Annotated in this window: 21 protein-coding genes; 11 read left to right on the forward strand and 10 right to left on the reverse strand. The window is 45.5% G+C overall.

What is annotated here, in order from left to right; translation table 11 throughout:
* Nucleotides 1–239 precede the first annotated feature (239 nt).
* Complete coding sequence (locus PseudUWO310_RS12585; protein ID WP_142601745.1) at nucleotides 240–818, reverse strand: CAP family protein; 579 nt, start codon at nucleotides 816–818, stop codon at nucleotides 240–242.
* 330 nt (nucleotides 819–1,148) lie between these two features.
* On the opposite strand from PseudUWO310_RS12585, the gene idi reads away from it, so the two are divergent.
* Together idi and PseudUWO310_RS12595 are read left to right on the forward strand one after the other, a co-directional pair.
* Complete coding sequence (gene idi / locus PseudUWO310_RS12590; RefSeq protein ID WP_142601747.1) at nucleotides 1,149–1,691, forward strand: isopentenyl-diphosphate Delta-isomerase; 543 nt, start codon at nucleotides 1,149–1,151, stop codon at nucleotides 1,689–1,691.
* Between the two features lie 297 nt (nucleotides 1,692–1,988).
* Nucleotides 1,989–2,471 (forward strand): 2TM domain-containing protein, encoded by a 483-nt coding sequence (locus PseudUWO310_RS12595; protein ID WP_100228891.1) that lies wholly within the window; start codon nucleotides 1,989–1,991, stop codon nucleotides 2,469–2,471.
* 288 nt (nucleotides 2,472–2,759) lie between these two features.
* Here the strand turns inward: PseudUWO310_RS12595 and PseudUWO310_RS12600 are convergent, their stop codons facing one another.
* From PseudUWO310_RS12600 to PseudUWO310_RS12620, 5 genes are all read right to left on the reverse strand, one after another.
* Nucleotides 2,760–5,033 (reverse strand): FdhF/YdeP family oxidoreductase, encoded by a 2,274-nt coding sequence (locus tag PseudUWO310_RS12600; protein WP_142601753.1) that lies wholly within the window; start codon nucleotides 5,031–5,033, stop codon nucleotides 2,760–2,762.
* A 27-nt stretch (nucleotides 5,034–5,060) separates the two neighbouring features.
* A complete protein-coding gene (locus PseudUWO310_RS12605) occupies nucleotides 5,061–6,065 on the reverse strand; it encodes a Gfo/Idh/MocA family protein (protein ID WP_142601755.1) in 1,005 nt (334 codons plus the stop codon).
* Nucleotides 6,066–6,125: 60 nt separating this feature from the next.
* Nucleotides 6,126–6,413: a hypothetical protein gene (locus tag PseudUWO310_RS12610; RefSeq protein WP_142601757.1), complete on the reverse strand. Its 288-nt coding sequence runs from the start codon at nucleotides 6,411–6,413 to the stop codon at nucleotides 6,126–6,128.
* 152 nt (nucleotides 6,414–6,565) lie between these two features.
* On the reverse strand, nucleotides 6,566–7,474 hold the full coding sequence (thrB, locus tag PseudUWO310_RS12615; protein ID WP_142601759.1) for a homoserine kinase: 909 nt from the start codon (nucleotides 7,472–7,474) through the stop codon (nucleotides 6,566–6,568).
* 242 nt (nucleotides 7,475–7,716) lie between these two features.
* Nucleotides 7,717–9,369, reverse strand: a complete 1,653-nt coding sequence (locus PseudUWO310_RS12620; RefSeq protein WP_142601761.1) for a transglutaminase domain-containing protein — start codon at nucleotides 9,367–9,369, stop codon at nucleotides 7,717–7,719.
* Between the two features lie 436 nt (nucleotides 9,370–9,805).
* On the opposite strand from PseudUWO310_RS12620, the gene PseudUWO310_RS12625 reads away from it, so the two are divergent.
* Complete coding sequence (locus PseudUWO310_RS12625; RefSeq protein ID WP_142601763.1) at nucleotides 9,806–10,717, forward strand: acyl-CoA desaturase; 912 nt, start codon at nucleotides 9,806–9,808, stop codon at nucleotides 10,715–10,717.
* Between the two features lie 144 nt (nucleotides 10,718–10,861).
* On the opposite strand, the gene PseudUWO310_RS12630 is transcribed toward PseudUWO310_RS12625, so the two are convergent.
* The gene (locus tag PseudUWO310_RS12630) at nucleotides 10,862–11,776 is read right to left on the reverse strand and encodes a M48 family metallopeptidase (protein ID WP_223805643.1); all 915 of its coding nucleotides are present in this window, start codon (nucleotides 11,774–11,776) and stop codon (nucleotides 10,862–10,864) included.
* A gap of 374 nt (nucleotides 11,777–12,150) precedes the next feature.
* On the opposite strand from PseudUWO310_RS12630, the gene PseudUWO310_RS23625 reads away from it, so the two are divergent.
* A complete protein-coding gene (locus tag PseudUWO310_RS23625; protein WP_263363433.1) occupies nucleotides 12,151–12,273 on the forward strand; it encodes a hypothetical protein in 123 nt (40 codons plus the stop codon).
* 57 nt (nucleotides 12,274–12,330) lie between these two features.
* The gene (gene nadA, locus PseudUWO310_RS12635) at nucleotides 12,331–13,284 is read left to right on the forward strand and encodes a quinolinate synthase NadA (RefSeq protein WP_142601825.1); all 954 of its coding nucleotides are present in this window, start codon (nucleotides 12,331–12,333) and stop codon (nucleotides 13,282–13,284) included.
* 75 nt (nucleotides 13,285–13,359) lie between these two features.
* Here the strand turns inward: nadA and PseudUWO310_RS12640 are convergent, their stop codons facing one another.
* A complete protein-coding gene (locus tag PseudUWO310_RS12640) occupies nucleotides 13,360–13,539 on the reverse strand; it encodes a hypothetical protein (RefSeq protein ID WP_142601767.1) in 180 nt (59 codons plus the stop codon).
* Nucleotides 13,540–13,943: 404 nt separating this feature from the next.
* Between PseudUWO310_RS12640 and PseudUWO310_RS12645 the strand changes: the two genes are divergently transcribed.
* The 4 genes from PseudUWO310_RS12645 to carB all read left to right on the forward strand — a co-directional run bounded on the left by PseudUWO310_RS12645 (nucleotide 13,944) and on the right by carB (nucleotide 19,279).
* Complete coding sequence (locus PseudUWO310_RS12645) at nucleotides 13,944–14,201, forward strand: DUF3107 family protein (protein WP_040688277.1); 258 nt, start codon at nucleotides 13,944–13,946, stop codon at nucleotides 14,199–14,201.
* A gap of 166 nt (nucleotides 14,202–14,367) precedes the next feature.
* A complete protein-coding gene (locus tag PseudUWO310_RS12650; RefSeq protein ID WP_142601770.1) occupies nucleotides 14,368–15,048 on the forward strand; it encodes an energy-coupling factor ABC transporter ATP-binding protein in 681 nt (226 codons plus the stop codon).
* Between the two features lie 199 nt (nucleotides 15,049–15,247).
* Nucleotides 15,248–15,745 carry a hypothetical protein gene (locus PseudUWO310_RS12655; RefSeq protein WP_142601772.1) on the forward strand — a complete coding sequence of 166 codons (498 nt, stop codon included), beginning with the start codon at nucleotides 15,248–15,250 and terminating at the stop codon, nucleotides 15,743–15,745.
* A 282-nt stretch (nucleotides 15,746–16,027) separates the two neighbouring features.
* Complete coding sequence (gene carB / locus PseudUWO310_RS12660; RefSeq protein ID WP_142601774.1) at nucleotides 16,028–19,279, forward strand: carbamoyl-phosphate synthase large subunit; 3,252 nt, start codon at nucleotides 16,028–16,030, stop codon at nucleotides 19,277–19,279.
* A gap of 385 nt (nucleotides 19,280–19,664) precedes the next feature.
* On the opposite strand, the gene clpB is transcribed toward carB, so the two are convergent.
* Nucleotides 19,665–22,340, reverse strand: a complete 2,676-nt coding sequence (gene clpB / locus PseudUWO310_RS12665; protein ID WP_055075459.1) for an ATP-dependent chaperone ClpB — start codon at nucleotides 22,338–22,340, stop codon at nucleotides 19,665–19,667.
* A gap of 326 nt (nucleotides 22,341–22,666) precedes the next feature.
* Nucleotides 22,667–23,569, reverse strand: a complete 903-nt coding sequence (locus PseudUWO310_RS12670; RefSeq protein ID WP_142601777.1) for a phosphatidate cytidylyltransferase — start codon at nucleotides 23,567–23,569, stop codon at nucleotides 22,667–22,669.
* A 430-nt stretch (nucleotides 23,570–23,999) separates the two neighbouring features.
* Here PseudUWO310_RS12670 and PseudUWO310_RS12675 point away from each other — a divergent pair, with 430 nt between their 5' ends.
* Both PseudUWO310_RS12675 and PseudUWO310_RS12680 read left to right on the forward strand, forming a co-directional pair.
* Complete coding sequence (locus PseudUWO310_RS12675) at nucleotides 24,000–24,494, forward strand: J domain-containing protein (protein WP_142601779.1); 495 nt, start codon at nucleotides 24,000–24,002, stop codon at nucleotides 24,492–24,494.
* A 24-nt stretch (nucleotides 24,495–24,518) separates the two neighbouring features.
* Complete coding sequence (locus PseudUWO310_RS12680; RefSeq protein WP_142601781.1) at nucleotides 24,519–24,791, forward strand: DUF3143 domain-containing protein; 273 nt, start codon at nucleotides 24,519–24,521, stop codon at nucleotides 24,789–24,791.
* The last annotated feature ends 5 nt before the right edge of the window (nucleotides 24,792–24,796 follow it).

A 24,796-nucleotide genomic window follows, 5' to 3' on the forward strand; every position in this document is an offset into this window, starting at 1 on the left:
ACCGATTCTGGTTTTATATTTGGTACTTCATTAAATCGCAAGTCCCTAAGTGAATATAGCTATATTTTTTAATTCATTGAAGTGCTGGGAAGTGTTGTCTCACTTCAGTAAACTGGTATTAAGTACCTCAGCATAATTAAAATCCCGATCTAAAGCCTGCGGCGCACGCTGCGCGAGCGCCGCAGGCTTTAGGGTTTTATATTTAATTAAGCCCACTTACTTAGCACAGCACTTTAAATTTAAGGCTTCAACACATTTGCAGGAAACTGCCCCATGACATTTCCCGCAGGACTGTACTGACAAACTACATAAAAGGCGTTATACCTAGTGCCATTAAGTGTTTTCGTTCCCTTAGATGCACCACAGCCTAGTTTGGTGCTGCCCTTCCATACCACCTGCGTAAAGTGACCAGTCGCTGAGGAAAATCCAGGAGCGGCATAGTTATAAAGTTTCACCTCGTTATACCAAGAGTCGATCGCATTCTTCGCAAGGGTATCTGAAGCGATCGAAGGAGCCGTGGTGTAGTAGACATACAGATTTTCCCCAGCCCCATTTCTCTGAGCGGAAGAACTATGGGCAAATGTTCCCGTAGCCGCTAGATTATCTGCCCAAGCTTGTGCTGTGCTGTTCACGGAGCTATTGAGAGACATCGCAGGGCTACGATGGATATTGCGATAGGTATTGTGTTTGGAGAGAGCCGTACTGCGTAAGGTATTTAAATTAACCGTTTGAGCCGATACGGAATCATGGTTAGTACCCAGCCCAATAGTTAAGCTGGTTAATGCTAAACCGATAAATAGCTGCTTGTTGATGAACATTTTATGAAAAACCTAAACCGATCGCTTAATATTTTAGTCTCCCAACGTTAAATCTAACTACTTGTGCAAAATAAATTACCTAAAGTTGTAAAGTTGCACCGAAGGGGGGCAACTTTACAACTTTGGATGTGTAATTAATTATGCTTAGCCACTTAAATGGGTAGGGATGGGCGGCGCGAAGCGCCGCCCATCCCTACCCATTTAGCAATATTCTGCATCAAAACCAGATAATATGTTAGGAGCCTTGCCAAATGAGGCTTTTAATATGTTTGTAATTTTTAATTCTTGTAAAATTCTTATAAATATTATTTGTAATTATTTGTAAATATCATGAGTACAGGGCTCCGAGTGGCTACAAAGTTGGAAGAAAAGGTTGTCTTAGTAGATATTAACGATCGCCAAATTGGGGTTGCAGAAAAATTACAGGCTCATCGTGACGGTTTATTACATCGAGCCTTTTCGGTCTTTGTGTTGAACTCTCAGGGACAACTTTTATTACAAAAACGCGCCCAACATAAATATCACTCAGGGGGACTCTGGACAAATACCTGTTGTAGTCACCCCCGCCATGAAGAGTCAACTTTGCTGGCGGCTCACCGACGCTTGCAAGAAGAAATGGGCTTTGATTGTGAGTTACGGGAAATATTCAGTTTTGTCTATCATGCTCAGCTAGACAATGACCTAATAGAGCATGAATTTGACCATGTGTTGGTCGGCTATAGCGATCGCGCACCAATTCTCAATCCAGAGGAAGCCGAAGACTGGAAATGGATAGATTTAAAAATTTTACAAGCCGATCTTCTCAAAAATCCCCAAGACTATACCTATTGGCTGCGCGACTGCTGCGATCGCTTTATTACTGCCATACAGTAAGCATTGGTGTTGCCAAGCATAGACAGGACAAATCAAAACGCCAAAGATGAGTGGCGGCACTTCGTGCCGCCACTCATCTTTGGCGTTTTATGTCCTAAGTAAACCTTGTTTTCGTTTAGCTACTTCAAGGGTGATTTAACTATAATGCTTAACTAAGTAGCTAGGCATAATTAAACTTAAAACCGAGAAGAGCATACCGCCCGCTGCGCGGGCGGTATGCTCTCTGGTTTTGGTTTTTAATTATGCCGAACTACTTATTAATGCTTAACTAATGTAATGGAGGTAATAGAAGAACCTATGGAAACTTATTCAGAAGAGCAAGTCGATCAGATTCTCCGCTATGCCCTAGCCAAAAGAACTAATGGTCAAAGTCTGACGAAACAGCAGGTATATGAGATTGCTTCTGATATGGGCATTAGTGAAGCCGATTTCTTAGCATCGGTGCAGGAATGGCAATCAACCCAAGTCGTCCGCCAAGAGTATGGAGAGTTTGATAAATATAAAAAGAAATCCTTTCAATCAAACCTCTTAAAATATGCGATCGTGAATTCCTTCTTAGTAGCATTAAATTTTTTCACATCAGGAAAAATTGGCTGGGCAATCTATCCGCTATTGTTTTGGGGCTTAGCGGTGGCATTAGATGCATGGGTAACCTATCAAACTGAAAGTGAAGAATACCAAAAACAATTCCAAAAGTGGCAGCAAAAACAAAAACGCGATCGCCTTACGGCACAAATTACGGGCAAATTAACCAATAGTCTCGAAGAATGGCTCAAGTAGGCTTAAAGAATTAGCACTGAACGCTACTTCTTTAACCGCAAAGTATAGCTGCCGCCAACTGTATCAGGGCATAATACCAATTCACGAAAGTGTTGTCACACTTTCGTGAATTAAAAACTAAACCCAGTAAGGTTTTGAGATTTCCAAAATGGCGTTGCCATTTTAGAAATTGGTATAAAAACCCAAAGAGAGTTGCCGCGCGGAGCGCGGCAACTCTCTTTGGGTTTTTGATCTTTTCCTCACAAAACTGGCGGCAGCTATAGAGCATGGCGGCAGCGCCGCCATGCTCTAGCTATATACAGCGACAGGGACTCGCTTAAAGGCTGGCGTGCCACAGCGCTCATCAATAGGAACGCTAAAAATTGTATTAACTTCGGGATAAAACATCAGTGCCGAGCCTTCACGGATTTGTCCGTAGATGACTTCTACCTGCTCCATTTTGCCAGCATTGCCCTTGACCGTAACTCGTTGATGTTCTTGAAAGCCTGCGCGATCGCCATCCATTGGATTCATCAAAATGCAATTGCGATGAGGCATTCCGCGATAGTAGTCACCATCTTTATAGACAACGGTGTTGTGTTGAGAATAGCTACGCCCCGTGCCGAGGACAAGAACGATCGCTTGAGCCGTATCCGTGGGAAGGTCAAAGCTGGCAATATCAGGTAATTCTAACTGGGGCAAAGGCGTTACAAACATTTTCGCCTTTCCCGATGGGGTCGGAAATTTAGGCGTATGGAAGATGCGATCGGGGATTGTAAATTCTTGATTGGTCGCGTCAATTTCTCCGATTTTTTCGTAGTTGGGAATTGTCTGGGCGATCAGTTGACGCACATATTGGGGATCTTGCAGCGATCGCCAGTTAATTGCATCGTTCCCATGGAGGCGATCGGCGAGTTCCGCCAGAAGCTCGACTTCTGAAATCAATTCGCTTCCTTCCTTTTGGCTGAGGTGGGATGTACCTTCGTCATTGAGCCGCACAAAATTATTTCCTGACTCGGTAGTAGTTTTATGGGGATTTTCAAAGCGAGCAAAGACAGGCAGGATTAACGTATCCTTTTGGGCGAGTCCGTGAAAATGTCCGAGATTGGGCTTGGTGGAGATATAAATAATCGTTTCGATCTTACCGAGGGCGCGTTGGGCTTGGGAGAGATTGGGATTTGCGGCGTAGATATTGCCGCCAAGACAGATCAAGGTGTCAATTTCCGAGCGATCGCTTGCCTCTATCAAAGCGCGAGTGTCGTAGCCCAGTTTTCGACTGAGCGATCGCTGTAGCAACTTCTCTAGGGCTTGCATAATCTCCTCTTTGAGCCGAATCGTTACGCCCATCGAGCCAAAGCCCTGCACGTTAGAATGTCCGCGAATTGGCATCGTCCCCGCCCCTTCTTTACCCACATGGCCTGTTAAAAGCGCCGTATTAGTGATGCTAAAAATATTATCTACGGCATTGGAATGCTGGGTGATTCCCATTGCCCAAGCAAAAACCACCCTTTGCGAAGTGCCAATCATTTCAGCGGCAATTTCCAATTCTTCGCGAGAGACTCCGCAGGTGCGAGTAATGTCCTCCCAAGCCAGCGATCGCACCTGTTCGATGACCTCTTCCCATTGCTCTGTATATTGACGCAGGAAATCATAATCAATCCAATTATTCTCCAGCAGAACCTTCTGAATTCCTAGAAAAACCGCCGTGTCGCTTCCCGATATCGGTTGAATATAATGGGAAGCAATGTCGGAACCCTTGAGCAAAGATTTAATCGGATAGGCGGGCGATGCGAATTTAACTAGCCCAATTTCGATCAGAGGATTGATGATAACGATCTTGCCACCGCGATCGCGGAGTTTAATCAATTCATTCATCAAGCGCGGATGGTTGGCAGGGGCATTGGAGCCAATTAATACAATGCAATCGCTCTGCTTTAAATCCGCAAGACTGACCATGGAAGTGCCAGAGCCAAATACCTGATTTAATCCCACCGTTGAGGGGGCATGACAAAGATCGGAGCAATCCGCAAGGTTATTAGAACCTAGCGATCGCATTAGCAGTTGCAATAGGTAAGCGGCTTCGTTAGACGATCGCCCTGAACTATAGGAAGCGAGACGCTCAGGTGATTTTTGAAAGGCACGGACAACGATCTCATAGACCTCATCCCATGCGATCCTTTCATAGCGATCGCTATGGGCACGTTTAATAACAGGAAAACTCAATCGACCGAGGCGATCGGCTTCCATGGAATTAAGATTTTGTAGTTCCGCTAGGGTAAACCTCTCAAAAAAATGGGGGGGAATGGCTTCCATTAATTCTGAAGCGATCGCTTCAACACTCTTGGCACAGCGCTGTAAATTTTCCTCATCCTCATTCTGAAATCCCCCCTTTTGTCCGCCCGTTCCCCAAGCGCAGGATAGACAAGCACTTTTATGTAACAGGGTTTTCCATAAGAGCCCCCCCTTCAGATCGAGGGTCTTCTCCGCCCAATAGCCAATCACGGGCAAACCGCCGCCCATGTCTGGTTTTGGGCTACCTAGGGAATTGGCGATCGCTGTTTCGGAGGATATCGAGTCAGCCATAATTTTCTATTGTCTAAAACATATTGTCTAAAGCATAACGGTTTGATTGCTTAGGGCGGACTTTTCGGCAGCATTGGCAATAGCCAGCGCATGGAGAATACTGTCATGGCTAGTATATAGCGGTGTCCCATCAAATAGATGGGAAAGAACATTTTCTGTATCTTTTTTAAACAATCCTCTGGTGGAGCCTGCATCAAGTTCCCTTTCTCCTGCCGCCGAAATTAACTTGCCCTTGTCTCCCGAAAAGATAATCGCGCCTTCGCTACCCTGTAATTCCATAATCCGCTCTGGCTGCCAGAAATTTTCGCCTTTGCTATAACTAACATCAGCAAGCACGCCATTCTCAAACTGAAGTTGAGCGTTACAAACACAGGATGTAAAATGATGGGGTAAACGATCGCCACTATAGCGTAACTGACAGGTGACAGCCTTGACCTTGCCAAAGAGAACGATGATTCGATTGAGACGCGATACGGCTGCTGTCAGGGGGAACCCAAACAGGTCGGGTTTATAGGTCCATTTGTCGGGTACGGGGTGCTGCGGGCTTTTGGTGGAATATCGCGCGTAAAAAGGATTGCCAATCTTTGCCAAATGCTCCACTACCAATTGATGTACACCACCCAGCAGCTCTATATGCTCGACATGTAACAACAAATTCTGCTGTTTTGCCAAATTGACTAATTCTTCTGCTTCTGCGAGATGAAAGGATAGAGGATATTCCACAATCACATGTTTGCCTGATCGCAAAGCCTGTCCGACTACAGCCCCATGATCGCGATTGACATTACAGATCACCACTAAGTCAAGATCGGGACGCATGACCAGTTCAGACCAATATTGATATATATGGGGAATCGCCAAATCCTGCGCGATCGCGCCTGCTTTCTCAGGCGTACCCGCGATCGCAGTTAGGGCAATGCGCGAATCTTGACTCAAGATTTCCGCGCGTAACCTAGCCACAAAGCCTGAGCCAACAATGCCCACCCGCAGAGGTTGAGGAATATTCTGATAAATAGAAGAAGAACTGGTCATGATTGAAGATTACACGGTATGGGCAGCTTGGAATTAGCCATCTTGAGCTTATAATGCAGTTTATTTCAGGCGATTGAGCTTAGAAGGAGGCAATAATTTGCGTTCTTGGACGACCTTCTGACGGGGCGATCGCACATAAAAGATTTTGCGTCCTGTGGTTTCATTTACCCATTTTGCAAAGCGGCTCCATACTTTTTCGGAGAGATACTTCTGAGCGACGATCGCTAAACCAATGACGATCGCAATGGGAAATACCGAATCAAAGGGATTGCCATCGCGACTACCTACAAATAACAGGACAACCGAGGTAATGAGCGCCGATATTAGTAAAAATTGAAATTTAGACATAGGTTTCCTACAGTTATGTTTTTTGCAAATAAGTAGCTAAGCATAAGTAAACTTAAAACCTAGAAGAACTTACCGCCCGCTACGCGGGCGGTACGCCCTCTGGTTTTGGTTTTTAATTATGCTTAACTGCTTAGCTAACAGCCAAACATCAATTAACGAGTTTTGAATGTTGTACCATCTTTAGCGATCGCTAGGCATTTAGTTTCGGAACTAACACCCATAGCTAACCATGCTTGTTGCATTGCTTGAGCTACTGACTCTATTGTACCCGTAGGTGCTAAAGAAAGTAGGGTTGGACCTGCGCCACTGATTACCATGCCATAGGCTCCTGCGGCGATCGCTGCGTCCTGTAACTCTGCCATGCCTTTAATTAAGTTTTGGCGATAGGGTTGGTGCAAGCGATCCTGAAGCCCAGCCCTGAGCCAATTATCTTTGCCTGTCTGAATTGCATGGGTCAGTAAGGCTAAGTGGGAGGCGTTAAAAATAGCATCATCCATGGAAAATTGTTTTGGCAACACCTTTCTTGCTTCGGCAGTTGACAACTCAAAGTCAGGTATGGCAACAGCGATCGCAATGTCCTCATGCCATGCGAGATGGCAAAACTCCCAGCCCCCAGCTTGATTGGATGCCATCAGTTGACAGCCGCCCAGCATTGCAGGCGCGACGTTATCAGGATGCCCCTCCATAGAAATCGCGAGATCTAGTAATGCACTGCGATCAAGCGGTGAGCCAGCCAATAGGTTCGCGCCAAATATACCGCCGACGATCGCAGTTGCCGAACTACCTAAGCCTCGCGACAATGGGATTGCGGTATCGGTGTGGAAAGCGATCGCGGGAATGGGGCGATCGATATGTTGATAAAACTTAGCTATGCCCTGATATACGAGGTTTTTCTCGTCCCGTTCTACCTTGTCTGCACCTTCACCTGAGGCTGTAATGGTTAAGCAATCTGCTAGGGAAAATTCAAAGCGGTTATACAGCGAGAGGGCAGCTCCAAGGCAGTCAAAACCTGGCCCCAAATTGCCAGTGGTAGCGGGAACGGAAACTTCAAAAATGGTCATAGGAATCTAAAATATGCTGAAGCTGAGGAATTGTCAGTCACTGCTAACGTAAGACATTATATAAGGTTACTTTGCCGCGCCGCACCTATACATACCAAGAAGAAGCGGCGCTTCTTCTTGGTATGGCGGTTAAGCATAATTAAAAAACAAAACCAGAGAGCGTACCACCCGCTGCGCGGGCGGTACGCTCCTCTAGGTTTTTAGCTACTTAGTAGGTACACAAAAGTAGGTACACAAAGGATTTAAATTTCTTCCAATACCTTAAAGCGAACGTGATTGAGCGCGAGTTCGCCAATGGAATAGGGTTGAGGTTGAATCGTTTCAAAGAAAATCCCTTTGCCAATTTCCACATGATACCAAGGCAAGCCCATAAACCAGCGAGTAGGATAGGGACGATAGCCCGTATCATCGGGATTGGATTCCATTGGCAACCAACCAATACTAGGAATATAGAATTCAATCCAAACGTGGTTGTAATACTGATGGAGAGGGATATTCATCACCTGATCGTTTTCATGGGGACATTTATAACGTCCCACGGTTCGGCAAGCAATTCCATTTAAGCGCGTTAGGGCTAGCAACAGACCCACATACTCCCCACAGGAGCCAGTTCCTCTAACAAGTACTTCTTCAGGTGACGCAATGTAGGGCGTGACGCGATAGGCGAGCTTATCGTAGACATAATCGCGAATCAGCAGCATCTTCCGTAAAATATTAGTTTCATTGCCCACGGCTTCTCTGGCGGCGGCTTGGATGAGCGGGTTATCCATACTCAAGCCATCATCATCGATCAGATACAGCTTCTTCATGTCCTCGGATAGTTCGGGGACAAACTCTACTTCACTATCCTTTAGCTCGTATTTAATTGCCCGTAATTCTAAAGTTGCTTTCCAGCCAAACATTCTCGCTTCCTCTGGCTTGAGGTTACCTAGCTTAAAAGCGGCGACCCGCTGACCATCGACAATTTCTTCTTCAAAAGGAATGCCAATCGGTTCGATCGCTAATAATTTTTGGCGATAGTTATCGGTAGGGTAGGCAACTCTCCATGTGAGGTTATAAACGGAAGTAGGCTCTTCCGAAGACAGCTCTTCAAGGTAGATCATCTCTACTTTGTAGCCATTGGTAAGCGTATAGTTTAGCTTGCCATCTTTGTACTGATTGAATTTGAGACGATGGATAAAGGTTTTTTCGCGGGCTGCCACCGAAAAGGGTTCATCTAGATCGTTGGGATTTTCGCGAATATAGTTTTCATCACCTGAGTAAACTACATATAATTCATTGTCCAAAAAACCTAAGCCTACAGGATTGGGGAAGGGGGTTAAACCTCGATGTAAAATTTCACCTGTTTTGGCATTCATACGATACACAGTTTCTTCCGTGCGATCGCTGACCCATAGTTCTTCGCCCACCAAGGCTAGGGCTTCAAAGCCTGCACCTGGAGCATCCATAATCCTGAGCAGGGTGCGAGTAGCCCGACCAAAGACAAATATTTTGCCAACTTCACTAGAACTTACATACACGCCACCTTCGGATACGGCAATGCCATCGATTTTGTTAGGCAGTTCCATAAATGGTTGCAGCTCGAAATCAACCATGTTGCAATAGTAAATGCCGTTGTTCTTGGTAATCCACAAGGTTTCCCCAGCGATCGCCAAACCCGTCGCATCACGAAACTCCGAGGCGGTGTAATTATTTAGTACCGTTGCGCCTTCTGACCACGGATCGATCTTAAGGAGGTGACCTTGATAGGCATCGACGCAAATTATGTAGGGCTTGTGATTACTGATATCAATGCTTACATCACTTACATCACTTACATTGCTTGGGGTTTGCCACACTAAACCGTGAAGGTTATAAGCGCCAATAGGATAAATCGTGCTTGGTAGGCTAGGCATAGGGTATTAGACAGGTGATTTATGCGGATAATTTAGAAAGATTTTGGACTTTCTGCCAGCTTTGATCTGACTTTAAAAGCAGTATTAGTTCCGTAGCGAAGGCAACAGAAAGAAATCGTTTCAGGGTTGGAGCTGCGCGGATTTATGATATCACCCCAATCTTATAGGTAGCTGGACATAATTAAAACCCAAAAGCATCTGGCGCAAGCCGTGCTTGTGCCAGATGCTTTTAATTATGTCCAGCTAGCAGTTTTCATACTCCCTTCCCAGTGAAAAATTAGATGTTGCGGCGCTTCGCGCCGCAACGCTAATTATTGGTTTTTGATGTCTATTTCTTTGGTGGGAAGGGAGTATGTTACTTTGGTTGATTGGGGCGGTTAATAAATACAGCCACAGCTCATTCGCTAAATTATGTTCTTCACACTCTGGATTGTAAATGAGGCAATATTCTCTACTCACAAGCATTTTGTATCTAATCGGCCCAATGCTGATTATCGTTAGCCATATCGGTTCATTACTTGTATTAGTAACTGGTTTGTCTTGGGGGGCGATCGCATGGATGGTACTGCTATATTTTGTGCGGATGCTGGCGACGACAGGTATTTATCATCGCTTACTCACCCATAAAAGCTATCAAGCCCCTGCCCCTCTCCTATGGGTGGGTTGTCTGATCGCCTCTTCCGCAGGACAGATGGGCCCAAGTTGGTGGAAGGCGCACCATCTGATGCATCATCAACATTCAGATCACGATCGCGATCCCCATTCTCCCTATTATCCCAATGGTGGAGTTAAAGGATTTTATTGGGCTCAGGGTGGATGGCTGCTATCTTCGCAGTTTTTTCCCTCCAAATTGCCCGTTGATGTAGAAAGCGATCGCGTTTTAAGAGCGATCGATCGCTTGCATTTTGTTCCTTTAGTCGCGCTTGGTGCGATTTCTTACTACATTGGCGGACTGGAATATCTGGGAGCATTCTTTTTGAGCACCACCTTGTTATTTCATGGTGTGCAAACTGTAAACTCCCTCAGCCATCTGATCGGCGATCGCCCATTTGTTACCGACGACCATAGTCGCAATAGTGCCTTCGTCGCCTTCTTGACTTTGGGTGAGGGTTGGCATAATCTCCACCATGCTTTCCAATTCTCAAGTCGTCATGGGATCACGATTTGTGATGATCGGGTTAGCTATTTGCCCGATCCGACTTTTAGCTTTATTAAGCTACTAGAGTTTTTTAAATTAGCCTCAAAGCTAAGACTTCCAAGTGAAAAAGAATTGTTAGCAAGATCTAGTCAGCGCAAATCGCAGGATTTAGAATTGGCGATCGCGCTAAAAACAACTGCTGATTCTTAATCGATTCTCTACTGTATCTCTGGAATCAAACCGCAAAAGATAAGTGGCGACGCGAAGCGTCGCCACTTATCTTTTGCGGTTTGATTTGTTTTATCCCAAAGCTCAAAATGGCGTAGCCATTTTGAGCTTTGGTATTAGCTATATTTAGCGAAAGCGTGATCGCCAGATTCTTTGGTATTCGCCATCATTTAACCCTCCCGAAGTATTGAAATTATTGGCTTGAATGGATTGGTTCAGTGCGGCAATGCGATCTTCAGTGGCAGGGTGAGTACTGAGAAAGGCAGGAACGTTACCACCTCCAGCACTAACTAGCTTTTGCATAAAGGCGGGCATGGCTCTCGCGGCGAAACCAGCTCTAGTAATATTTTGTAAGCCTCGGCGATCGGCTTCAAATTCTGCTTCGCGACTGTTGGGTAAACGTAGGGCTAAATCTACGCCAATCCCGACGATGCGATCGTCACCAACTCCCGCGATATTAGCAATACCTTGAGCGATCGCCATTTGCTTCATCTGTTCTAGAGAATGACGGGCTGAAATATGTCCCATTTCATGACCGATTACACTGGCTAGTTGGGCCACGTTATCTGCTGCGGCGATCGTCCCCGTATTAATGTAAACAAAGCCACCCATGGTGGCAAAAGCATTGAGATTTTTGTCATCAACCACACGAAATGTGTAGGGAATATTGGGGCGATCACTAGTGGGAATGAGGATTTGTCCGAGGCGATTCACTAGGGCATTTGCAGCCGGATCGCGACTGATCCTGACTTCTTGTTGGATTTGACCATCAATTTGTTTGCCTAAAGTAACTTCGTCATTATCCCCAATACTAGAAAGTTGAATAACTTGAATAGCCGAGGGCAAAATGCGAAACAAGTCAGAAAAGTCTAAGGCGTTGGCAATAAAAGGATTCAGAGTGACCGCTAACAGGATCGACATCACTAACGCGATCGCCAATTTCCCGTAACGTTGCAATTCTTGGTAAATCGATACTCCAAATTTTTGACTCTTAAATTTTTGACTCAATGAATTTGATAAATTAGCGATCGATCTCTTCATATCTATAATTACCTCAAACTTTCCTATCTTATCTATCTTAATATTTATACTTAAGGTAGCTAGGCATAATTACAATCCAGAAACAAAACCCGTAGCACAAGCGCAGCTTGCGCTACGGGTTTTGTTTTTTATATTTAATTGCACCTAGCTACTTATTCATACTTATCCGTTTTTCCTAAGATCTCAGGATTTATACCAATTCCCAAAAGTGTAGCCACATTTTTGGGAATTGAAAATCAAACCCAGTAAGGGTTTTAAAATCACAAAATGGCGTAGCCATTTTGTGATTTGGTATTACACCCCAGCGCCGTTCCAAAAGAATTAGCCAAAAGAATTAGCCAAAAGAATTAGCCCCAAAAGAATTAGCCTGAGAAATGCCAGACTTAGCCAACTTTGACGAAGAAAGCCTTGCCAAAGTTGCCGAAATTCAATCTCTTGCGCTCGATAGATATATTTTTGGTAATTTCTACTATAATCAAATGTATAGAATGAATTAAAATTAATATTATTTAGTGAGGCAAACTGTGTTTCTCACCGCCCCAAGTCCCGTAGGAATGAATGATCGGACTAGTAATGATGCTATCCCCATTGATCGCTTCCAAGCGATCGCCGATCTCAAAAAAGAACTCAATGCGGTAATTTTAGCCCACTATTACCAAGACCCCGATCTCCAAGATATTGCCGATTACATTGGGGATTCGCTAGGTTTATCGCAAGCAGCAGCCAATTGCCAAGCCGATGTCATCGTATTTCTCGGTGTGCATTTCATGGCTGAGACCGCCAAAATTCTCAACCCCAACAAATTGGTATTGCTTCCCGATCTAGATGCAGGCTGTTCGCTGGCGGATAGTTGTCCGCCCGATCGCTTTGCCGATTTTAAGCTAGCTCATCCAGATCATTTGGTGATTTCCTACATAAATTGCTCGGCAGATATCAAGGCAATGAGCGATATCATCTGTACGAGTGCCAATGCCGTCGCGATCGTCAACCAAATCCCCAAAGATCAGCCAATTATCTTTGCCCCCGATCGCAACCTCGGACGCTATGTGATGGAAAAAACAGGACGAGAGCTATTGCTATGGGATGGAGCTTGTATCGTCCACGAAATCTTTTCCGAGCGCAAATTAATTGAACTTAAGCTGCATCATCCTCAAGCAGCCATCATTGCCCATCCTGAATGCGAAGCGAACGTACTTCGTCATGCTGATTTTATTGGTTCAACGACAGGATTGTTAAAATATGTGCAAAATAGCGATCGCCAAGAATTTATCGTAGTTACGGAGTCTGGGGTAATCCATCAAATGCAAAAGGCGACCCCCTCCAAAAAATTTATACCCGCACCACCTAATAGCAACTGTGCCTGTAACGAATGCCCTTATATGCGCTTAAACACTTTAGATAAGGTGTATCTCGCGATGAAAAATCGCACCCCTGAAATAACGCTCCCTGAATCAACTCGTCTAGCGGCTCTCAAGCCCATGCAAAGAATGCTAGAAATGTCAGTCTAAAAAAATATAAAAGATGAGTGGCGGCGCGAAGCGCCGCCACTCATCTTTTATATTGCTATGTCTTGATGAGATTAGTTAGGATTCCCGATAGAGGCTGATATTTTCCTTGGTGGCAAAATACTTATATTGCTGATGATTGATCATCAATTCATCGAGCATCTTTTGGACTAAATTCCAGTCAGCAAAACCATGCTTAGTCTCAGCAATGATTTGTTGGCGGAGAGTTCTGACTCGTTCGAGGTTAGCGGATGTCATATTTTCGATTCTCGTCGTTTTGTCCCATTGATTATTAATTTACAGCTACTACCACCAAAAGTTCGGTATCACAGAGATCAAAAAACGATATTTAAGTCTTGAGGTTATGATATTTGGATTAAAAAATAATCCTACATCGAAATTACTTGGAAAATATTCTTTTGTTTTTTGTTTTTGGTGATTATTCCTAAATTGGTAAGGTTGAGTGGCGCATCGCGCCACTCAACCTTACCAATTAGGTTCTCTATACGGGATGCTCTACTAAACAAATCTCCCCTTGATTGCCGATGCAATGGCATACTGAGAGTTATAAGCAGGTATGCAAATTACTAAGGGCTCTCACCGAAACTTTTTCGCTAACCTATCTATCTTTATTTCTAGGCAGGACAACTTAATTAATGCTGATGTATACAGTTGAAATCACCCTCAAAAATAATCCGATCGCTTTGTCTGTACAGCGCAAGGAGCAGGAACATGCCGATGCACTTTATCGCGTAATTGCTAATGCGATCGCCGATGGCAATACCAAAATCTTGGAATTAACCTGTGAAAAGCAAGAAGGTAAAAAGATCTCTGTATTAACGAGCGAGATCTCGGCGGTGCAGGTTTCTGAAAAATCAGGAGCCTCGGCAAATATGGGTGCAGGCTTCATTCGTGGCTAACCATTAACCAACGGTGTCGCAAACTAACGGTGTTACTGGCTCTGTGCGCGACACCGTTATTTATATATCCTTCGTATATCTGTCACGCATCTGTCATATATCTGCTATATATCTGTAATTATCTGCAACTAACCTTGCAATTATCTGCAATTACCTGCAATTAATAATGCTAACCGATCGATCTATAACCACCGCCATCAGCGTTCGCGATCTTAACTTTGCATGGGCTTCAGGCGAACCTGTCCTCGATCGCTGTACGCTATCTGTACCCAAAGGGGAGTTTTGGATGCTGTTAGGTACTAATGGCAGCGGTAAATCGACCTTACTGAGGTTGCTAGCAGGCTTGCTGAAGCCTACGTCGGGTGATATTGAGATTGGCGATCGCCTTGGGTTTGTATTTCAGAATCCCGATCATCAGTTGGTAATGCCCACGGTGGGCGCTGATATTGCCTTTGGGCTAGTATCGGAAAATCTTTCCTTTCAAGAAACTCAGCAAAGGGTCGAAGAGTCTCTCAGCGCTGTAAATCTCCTGCAAATGATCCGTCGCCCGATCTATGCCTTAAGCGGAGGACAAAAGCAACGGATCGCGATCGCTGGGGCGATCGCTCGTCATGCTGAAGTTTTGTTACTTGATGAACCCACAGCCTTACTGGATGGCGAAAATCAAACGGAGTTGGTTGCCTCAGTACGAGAATTGGTGAAACAAAAAAATTTAACGGCCCTTTGGGTTACGCATCGGTTAAACGAACTCGATTACGCCGATGGTGCGTTTTTATTGGAACGCGGTAAAGTTGTGGATAAGGGCGATCCGATGCGGTTAAAGCAATTATTGCTAGAGCGCTCCTAAACCGATGGTGATTGATATTTACAGTCATAGAGTTGCGGCGTAATACCAATTCCCAAAAGTGTGGCTACACTTTTGGGAATTGAAAAACAAACCCAGTAAGGGTTTTAAAATCACAAAATGGCGTAGCCATTTTGTGATTTGGTATAACTCTATGACTGTAAATATCACCAATTTTTAACGGACGTGGCAAATGGAGATTATGGAAGAACAGCAAAATTTTCTTTACGAATACACTAAGTTTTGTCTGGAGCAAGCCCAGCATGGTGTTGATACGCTTGGCACCAAATTGGCGGGAGTAATGGAGATCAGCGCTCTCTTGCTGCTTGGGTTGCGAGTTACTTCCACATTTCAGATCTATGTCAAACCCGAACAGGAAAATCTCTATTTTATTTATCTGAGTCTGAAGCTTTCCGCCTGCGTTTCTCTGGCGATCGCGATCGCTTTTGCGGTACTCGGACTATATCCACGTAAGGTGGCGACTACAGGACTTTCGCCCGAAGTCTTGATGCAAAAGGATGGAAGTTTGCAGGCTGCGATCACAACTACATGGATGAAGCAAATTGAGGATTTACAAGCCTATAAAACCGAACGTACTGCTTTTTTGCGTAAGGCTATGATTTCCCTCGCGCTCGGTATTGCGATCGCTTCGCTTGCTACGGCCGATGCTTTTATGATGGCGGTTAGTATTGGGCAATAGGATGCTTTGTTGCTGGACTAAATTTATAGCTACAGTCACTTGAATTAGGACAAATCAAAAACCTAAGAATTAATTGGAGGCGCTTCGCGCATCCAATTAATTCTTAGGTTTTATTTCCTAGTACATTTGGGGACAGCTATATTACCAAATTCCTTATCAAATTCCTTACCAAATTACTTGCGAGATTAGCCAACAAGCCAATTAGCATCATGCGCTACATACTACATGATCGCCATGAGGCTATAAAATGTATTGCGAGTTACCTAAGAAATACAAGATTTTATGCCCCGCCGTAATGACATCCACAAGATTTTGTTGATTGGGGCTGGTCCGATCGTGATCGGGCAAGCCTGCGAATTTGACTATTCGGGAACCCAAGCCTGTAAAGTTTTACGGGACGAGGGCTATTACGTGATCCTAGTTAACTCCAATCCCGCTACGATCATGACCGATCCCGCCACAGCCGATCGCACCTATATCGAACCCATCACCCCTGAGGTTGTTGCTCAAATTATTGAGAAAGAGCGTCCCGATGCAATTTTGCCAACCATGGGTGGACAGACCGCATTAAACACAGCGGTTGCTCTTGCTAAAAGCGGTGTTTTAGAAAAATATGGCGTAGAGCTAATTGGGGCGAAACTGGATGCGATCGAGATGGCGGAGGATCGCAAACTGTTTAAAGAAGCGATGGAGCGGATTGGCGTTGCCATGTGTCCGTCGGGCTTGGGTACGACGATGGAAGAGTCCCGCGCGATCGCCCAAGAGATTGGTTCCTATCCGCTCATTATCCGTCCTGCCTTCACTATGGGCGGTACTGGTGGTGGGATCGCCTACAACCAAGAGGAATTTGAAGAAATTTGTGCCTCTGGCTTAGAAGCTAGTCCCGTATCGCAAATTCTGATCGAGCGATCGCTGATCGGCTGGAAAGAATACGAGCTAGAGGTAATGCGCGATCTTGCCGACAACGTGGTAATTATTTGCAGTATCGAAAATATCGATCCGATGGGTATCCATACGGGCGATTCGATTACCGTGGCTCCCGCCCAGACCTTGACCGACAAAGAATATCAACGCCTGCGGGACTACTCGATTAAGATCATTCGCGAAATTGGCGTAGAGACAGGTGGCTCGAATATTCAATTCTCGATCAATCCTGAAAATGGCGAAGTCGTCGTCATTGAGATGAATCCGCGCGTTTCCCGCAGCTCGGCGCTAGCCTCTAAGGCGACGGGTTTCCCGATCGCTAAATTTGCGGCGAAACTTGCCGTGGGCTATACCCTTGATGAAATTTCTAACGACATCACCAAGAAAACCCCAGCCAGCTTTGAGCCAACCATTGATTATGTCGTTACCAAAATTCCTCGCTTTGCCTTCGAGAAATTTCCGGGTTCGGAGCCAATTCTGACGACTCAGATGAAGTCGGTCGGTGAGGCGATGGCGATCGGGCGTACTTTCCAAGAATCTTTCCAAAAGGCATTGCGATCGCTAGAAGTTGGGCGGTTTGGCTTTGGTGGCGATCGCGAAGAAGTCCTACCTGACCTCGATAAAATTAAATATAGTTTGCGGACTCCCAATCCCGATCGCATCTTTTCGATTCGCGATGGCTTTTTGTCAGGGTTGTCAGTGCAGGCTATTTTTGAACTCACCAATATCGATCCTTGGTTCTTGCAAAAGATGCGTGAGATCACGGATGTCGAACTGGCGATCAAGGGCAGAAAACTGGATACCATTCTGAAGGATGAGTTGCTAGAGATTAAGCGGATGGGCTTTAGCGATCGCCAAATTGCCTATCTCACAGGTACCCATGAAGATACCGTGCGTACCTATCGCAAATCCCTAGGAGTCATTCCCTCTTACAAGACCGTTGACACCTGCGCTGCTGAATTTGAAGCCCTTACGCCCTATCACTATTCCACCTACGAAGAAGAATCGGAAATTCTCCCTTCCACAAAGCGGAAAGTAATGATCTTGGGCGGTGGGCCAAATCGCATTGGTCAGGGGATTGAATTTGACTATTGTTGTTGTCATGCTAGCTATGCTCTGCGGGCGGCAGGTTTTGAAACAATCATGGTTAACTCTAATCCTGAAACCGTTTCCACCGATTACGATACTAGCGATCGCTTGTATTTCGAGCCATTGACCCGCGAAGATGTACTGAATATCATTGAAGCCGAACAGCCCGAAGGTGTGATCATTCAGTTTGGCGGACAAACTCCCCTTAAGCTTTCGGTTCCACTATTACGATACCTAGAAGAGCATAACTCCACGACTAAAATTTGGGGAACCTCGCCTGATTCGATCGATATTGCGGAAGATCGGGAACGTTTCGAGGCAATTTGCCAAGAATTAGGAATTACCCAACCGCAAAATGGGCTTGCCCGTTCAGAAGATGAAGCCGTGGCGATCGCTCAGCGGGTTGGTTATCCCGTAGTCGTACGTCCTAGCTACGTTCTTGGTGGTCGAGGGATGGAGGTTGTTTACTCCGATGCCGAGCTAGAAGACTACATGCGTCGAGCGATTATCATCGAGCCAGAACATCCCGTACTGATCGATCATTTTCTCGAAGGCGCGATCGAAGTCGATGTCGATGCGATCGCTGATCAACTGGGTAATGTCACCATTGGCGGCATTATGGAACATATCGAAGAGGCAGGCATCCATTCAGGAGATTCGGCATGTTCGATCCCGACATTTTCCTTGCCCCCTGAGGTGCTGAGTACTATTCGCCAATGGACAATTAACCTCGCGAAATCCCTCAATGTAATTGGCTTGATGAATATTCAATATGCAGTGCAGTTGAATAACAACAATCTCAAAGAGAGTAAGGTTTTCATCCTTGAAGCGAATCCTCGCGCCTCGCGTACCGTTCCCTACGTCAGTAAAGCGATTAACGTTCCCCTCGTGAATTATGCTTCGAGAATTATGGCGGGCGCAACTCTTGCGGAGTTGGGCTTAACCGAAGAGGTCATTCCCAAGCATATTTCCATCAAAGAAGCCGTACTTCCCTTTGCTAAGTTTGCAGGAACCGATACGATTTTGGGCCCTGAAATGCGATCGACAGGTGAAGTCATGGGCATTGATACCGAGTTTGGTCGAGCCTTTGCCAAAGCTCAAATTGCCGCAGGAACCCACCTTCCCCTCGAAGGGACTGTGTTTCTCTCCGTAAACGATCGCGATAAAAGCGGTATCACCTCGATTGCTGAAGCCTTTATCGAACTGGGCTTCAAGATCGTGGCAACGGAGGGAACCTATAAAATTCTGCGCCGCAATAATATCGAATCCAAGCAAGTTCTCAAAGTCCATGAAGGTCGTCCGCATGTTGGCGATTCTATGAAAAATGGCAAAATTCAATTGATCGTCAATTCCCCTAGTGGTGAAGAGGCAAAAACCGATGGCAAGATGATTCGTCGTACGGCTCTTGCTTACAAGATCCCCGTAATTACCACTCTTGCGGGTGCAAAAGCAGCGATCGCCGCCATTCGTTCTCTTCAAACTGGAGCAATTTCTGTAACTGCACTTCAGGACTATAAATAATACCAAGTTAAGAAACCATTTAAGAATTCACTAGATCCCCCCAGCCCCCCTTAAAAAGGGGGGAGAATTTTAAATTCTTCCCCCTTTTTAAGGGGGATTGAGGGGGATCTCTTAGAGCTTTTGATCGCAGAAAGTAATTCTTAAATGGTTTTTAAGAAATGGCTACGTCATTGCTTAACTTGAAAACCCTTACTCGATTTAGCTTTTATAGCTATATTCACTTAAGTCAGGATATCAAACCGAATAGAGAGTTGCGGCGCGAAGCGCCGTAACTCTCTATTCGGTTTGATTTTTGTTCTATTTTAAAAGCCTAAAAGTAAAGGCTTTTACTTTTGGTCTTTGAGAAAGGGTTTGCTATGCAAACCCTTTCTCAAAGCTCGTTACGTTATTTAAACACCAGTTTGTCTTCCTCAACGGTGATGCTTATAGTCTGACCTTCGCTAAAGGTTCCTTCGATGATCTTAGTGGCGATCGGATTTTCGATTTCTCTCTGAATTGCTCGCTTGAGGGGACGCGCACCATAGGAAGGATCATAACCGACCGCAGCAATATAATCCTTTGCCTCTTCGCTCAATTTGAGAGAGAGCTTGCGCTCGCTAAGACGACTCTCGATGCGTTTGATTTGTAATGTGGCGATCGCGCGAATCTCACTGCGGCGGAGAGCATGGAAAATTACCGTTTCATCAATGCGATTGAGAAATTCGGGACGGAAGTGATTGCGCAGGACATCGATTACGCGATCGCGCATTTCGTCGTAACGGGAGTCCGCATCAATATCTTCTGCCAAATCCTTGGAAGTTTCGAGAATGCGATCGCTGCCAATGTTACTGGTCATGATGATGACAGTATTTTTACAATCAACTAAGCGACCCTGACTATCGGTAATTCTGCCATCATCAAGGACTTGCAAGAGAATATTAAATACATCGGGGTGAGCTTTTTCGACTTCATCGAATAGGACTACTGAGTAAGGATGGCGGCGCACTGCTTCTGAAAATTGTCCGCCTTCTTCATAGCCAACATATCCAGGCGGTGCACCGATGAGCCGTGATACGGAATGTTTCTCCATATATTCCGACATGTCGATACGCACCATCGAAGCATCGGAATCAAACAGAAACTCCGCAAGAGCGCGTGCGAGTTCGGTTTTACCAACCCCTGTTGGCCCTAAAAATAGGAACGAACCAAGGGGGCGATTGGGATCGTTCATACCCGCACGGGCGCGGCGAATTGCTGAGGCTACCGAGGTTACAGCTTCTTCTTGACCAATGACCCGTTCGTGAAGATGTTTCTCTAGGGTCAGTAGTTTTTGGCGTTCTGAAAGTAATAACTTCTTGAGGGGAATTCCCGTCCAACGCGCCACAATTTCCGCAATGTCATCTTCAGTCACTTGCTCACGGAATAAAATTGAACCATCGGCTCTCGCTCGATTCAACTCCAATTCCGCTTCATCAAGATTCTTCTCTAATTCTGTCAGTTTGCCATATTTCAACTCGGCAGCACGATTGAGATTAAATTCGCGCTCGGATTGCTCGATTTGCAGTTTGGTTTGATCGATCTGTTCTTTGAGTGATCGCAAATTATCTATCGTATCTTTTTCTTGCTGCCAGCGATCGTCGAGGCTGATTTGCCGATCGCGCAGTTCACTCATTTCTTTCTCAAGCCGATCGAGACGGTCTTGAACAGCTTTGCTGCTCCTAGTTTTATAGACGACCTTGCCTTCTGCCTCGACCCTTTCTATGGGTGTAAAGTCGCCCTCCTTTTGTAGGGATAGCCTTTCCATCTCTAATTGCATCAAGCGGCGATCGATTTCATCCAGCTCTAAAGGCTTAGAGGTGATCTCCATTTTTAACTTTGCCGCCGATTCATCCACCAGATCGATCGCCTTATCGGGTAAAAAGCGATCGGTAATATAGCGATTGGAAAGAGTTGCCGCCGCCACTAATGCTGAGTCGGAAATATTTACCCCATGATGGACTTCATAGCGTTCTTTTAAGCCCCGCAGAATCGAGATCGTATCCTCTACTGTCGGCTGATCGACGAGCACCTGTTGAAAGCGCCTTTCGAGAGCGGCATCCTTCTCAATATATTGCCGATATTCATCCAGAGTGGTCGCACCGATACACCGCAATTCTCCCCGCGCTAACATTGGTTTGAGAATATTGCCAGCATCCATTGCCCCCTGTTGTGTTGCCCCAGCTCCAACCACGGTATGCAGTTCGTCAATAAATAGGACGATCTTGCCATCGGAATTCAGAACTTCCTTAAGCACCGCCTTCAAGCGATCTTCAAATTCGCCGCGATACTTTGCCCCTGCAATCAACGAACCCATATCAAGGCTAATAATTGTACGGTCTTTCAGCGACTCGGGTACATCTCCACGGATAATTCTTTGGGCAAGCCCTTCGGCGATCGCCGTTTTGCCCACCCCCGGTTCGCCAATGAGAACGGGATTATTTTTTGTCCGTCTTGACAATACCTGAACTACGCGCCGAATTTCATCATCACGACCGATGACGGGATCGAGCTTTCCTTCCTTTGCCTGCTCGGTAAGGTCGCGACCGTATTTCTCTAGAGCCGCATATTTAGCCTCAGGATTTTGATCGGTAATGGTTTGACTGCCACGCACCGCCTTGATCGTTTCTTCTAATTTCTTGCGATCGATGCTGAGATCTCGATAGAGGCGCTTACCAAGGCGATCGTCATCGATCAAGCCAATCAGCATATGCTCGATCGCCATAAATTCATCGCCAAAGCTCTTGCGGCTCTCCTCAGCACGATCGAGCCATACTTCCAAATTGCGTCCTAAATACAATTGTTCTGGGCTTGCCACGCGGGGCTGTCGCCGTAAAAATTCTTCTACCTGTCGTCGCGCCCTTGCCATCGGCACTGACATGGCTGTAAATATGTTTGCGGTCAAGCCTTCTTCCTGCTCCAACAGTGCCATCAGCAAATGCTCGACTTCTAGTTGTTGGTGTTGCGATCGTCTTGCGACCTCTTGCGATTTGACGATCGCTTCCCATGCTTTTTCAGTAAATTTTTTCGGATCGGTTGGTTGCATTGACTTTGGTTTCAGCAGGAGCGCTTGTGATGACTAACGATAGTTAAAATAAGTTTACATTATCGTCAAAGCTCCTCAACTTAAAACCTCAGGGAGAGTGCCGCCCACGGGCGGCACTCTCTATTTAAGTAGCTAGGCATAATTAAAACCCAAAACCAGAGAGCGTACCGCCCGCGTAGCGGGCGGTACGCTCTTCTAGGTTTTAAGTTTACTTATGCCTATCAAAACCCAAGAATTAATTGGCGGCGCGAAGCGCCGCCAATTAATTCTTGGGTTTTATGTCCTAGTACAGCAGTACATTTGGCGACAGCTACATTAATGAACGATTAATGAACGAGTGGCAATACCAAGGTAATAAAGTAATACACCAGTGGGGCAGTGAACACATAACTGTCAGCACGATCAAGAATGCCACCATGACCTGGCATAATTTGCCCTGAGTCTTTGACTCCCGCATCCCTTTTCATCATTGATTCGGTCAGATCGCCCAGTAATCCAGCGATCCCAATTAATAGACCTAAAATTGCTCCAGATAACCACCACTGCGCCCATCCCAAACTAAAAGCCCAGATAATTGCGGTCACGCAGCAACAGATCAAACCTGCGATCGCTCCTTCTACGGTCTTCTTCGGACTAATGTCAGAAAGTCGGGTACGTCCGAAAACCTTGCCAAATATATAGGCTCCGACATCGGAAGCCCAGATACAGCAAAATGCCATTAACACGTAGATACAACCATCGGATACGGGAAAAGTAATCCTCAACCATGACAGTCCATCAAGGTCACGTAAATGGTTAAAAAAGTCAAACTGCTGGAGGCGATCGCTCACTATAAAGGTATTACCATCGCCAAGCCCTCTAATTCTGATCCAAAAACTTGGTAGATAGCCACCATAAAACAGCCCCAAAATCGATGCGGAAATATCGGAAATTGTGGCAATGCGAGGCTGAAACAACAAATAAAAGCAAATAAAAGTGCCTGCAATTGGGATCACCGCATCCGCAAGCTCTACTCTCAATTGCGAAACTATAAGCAATGCTAAACTGACAGAAATAGTAATTTTGCTGGCAGGAACGATCTCCTTGGCTCTTACCAATGCAAAATATTCCATCTCACCAAAAACAACCAGCAGTGTGAATGCTGCTGTAAATGCCCAACCACCGAAGGCGATCGCCGCCAGTACGAGGGGAATTACTAATAAAGCACTGATAATGCGAGTCCAAGGCATGAAAATAGCACAACTAAGAAAGTGAACATGGGCAATTTACACAAAGCTTGGCATTGTGCTACCTACAGAAGTAAATATACTCCCATGATTAGAGGAAGCATCAAAATCGTTATGCAAATTTGCGAATTTCGATAGGCAAGTTCTGTAAGGTGATTTTTTCTGCTTCTATAGCAACTCAAAAAGCCAAAGATGAGTGGCGGCGCTTCGCACCGCCACTCATAAATGTAAGTGCAGCTTTTTATAGCTGCCGCCAGTTTTGTTAGGACAAAATCAAAACCCCAAAGAGAGTTGCCGCGCTCCGCGCGGCAACTCTCTTTGGGGTTTTATGTCAGCTATAAAATAATTGCAACTTAAGATATAAGCAGATATAAGCGATATAAGTCCCAAAATCCTATTGACAAACTCGCAGCTTGCGCTATATCTAAAAACTATGTCCAAAACCTACTATGCAATCCTTGGCGTTAACCCTTGGGCGAGTGAGATCGATATTCGCCGCGCCTATCGCGATCTGAGTAAACTCTATCATCCCGATACAACTCAACTGCCAAAGGATGAGGCTATTGAGAGCTTTCGCCAGATCAATGAAGCCTATGCAACTCTTAGCAATGCCGATCGCCGCCAAAACTACGATCGCCGCATTCAATTCTCAAGATTTCAATACGCGACCATAAAAACCCAAGTATCGACCGATGCCACAGCCAGCAATGCTCAAAGCCGAACCCCAAAAAATCTGCAAACTATTGATGATGATGGTTTACCTAGCGAACGTCCATTATCTGGCGGCGAACTATTTGCACTCTTGTTAATTGGTGCTACGCTAGTTGCTTGTTTAGTGCTAGTTTTTTTAGTCGCTTTGCTGCGTGGAGATCGACTTTTCCCCGAAGCGATCGCGCCCCTATCAATTTTTTGGCTCTACCTACCATAATTTCCTATCCTCTCCTCGTCACCTATGGCGCTTCCCTCCCCCTCTACACCCCTTTACAACCATCCTTTGCCTGCCCTTGAAGCATGGTTAGACGAGCAAGGATGCTATCAAGATCAGTCGAACCCTAATGTCTGGCGAGTTACCCGCTCCTCATGGCAAGCAGAAATTGTGATGGATGTTGAAGATATTCGTGTGCGTTATATTCAAGACGCTTACGGGGGCAAAGAAATTCAACGGGCTTTTCCCTATTCGCTCAGTCGTCAAGATGTTGAAGATGCAATTTTTACTGGTCCCTAATCAAA

It is taken from the genome of Pseudanabaena sp. UWO310 (assembly GCF_006861605.1).
Lineage (GTDB): Bacteria > Cyanobacteriota > Cyanobacteriia > Pseudanabaenales > Pseudanabaenaceae > Pseudanabaena.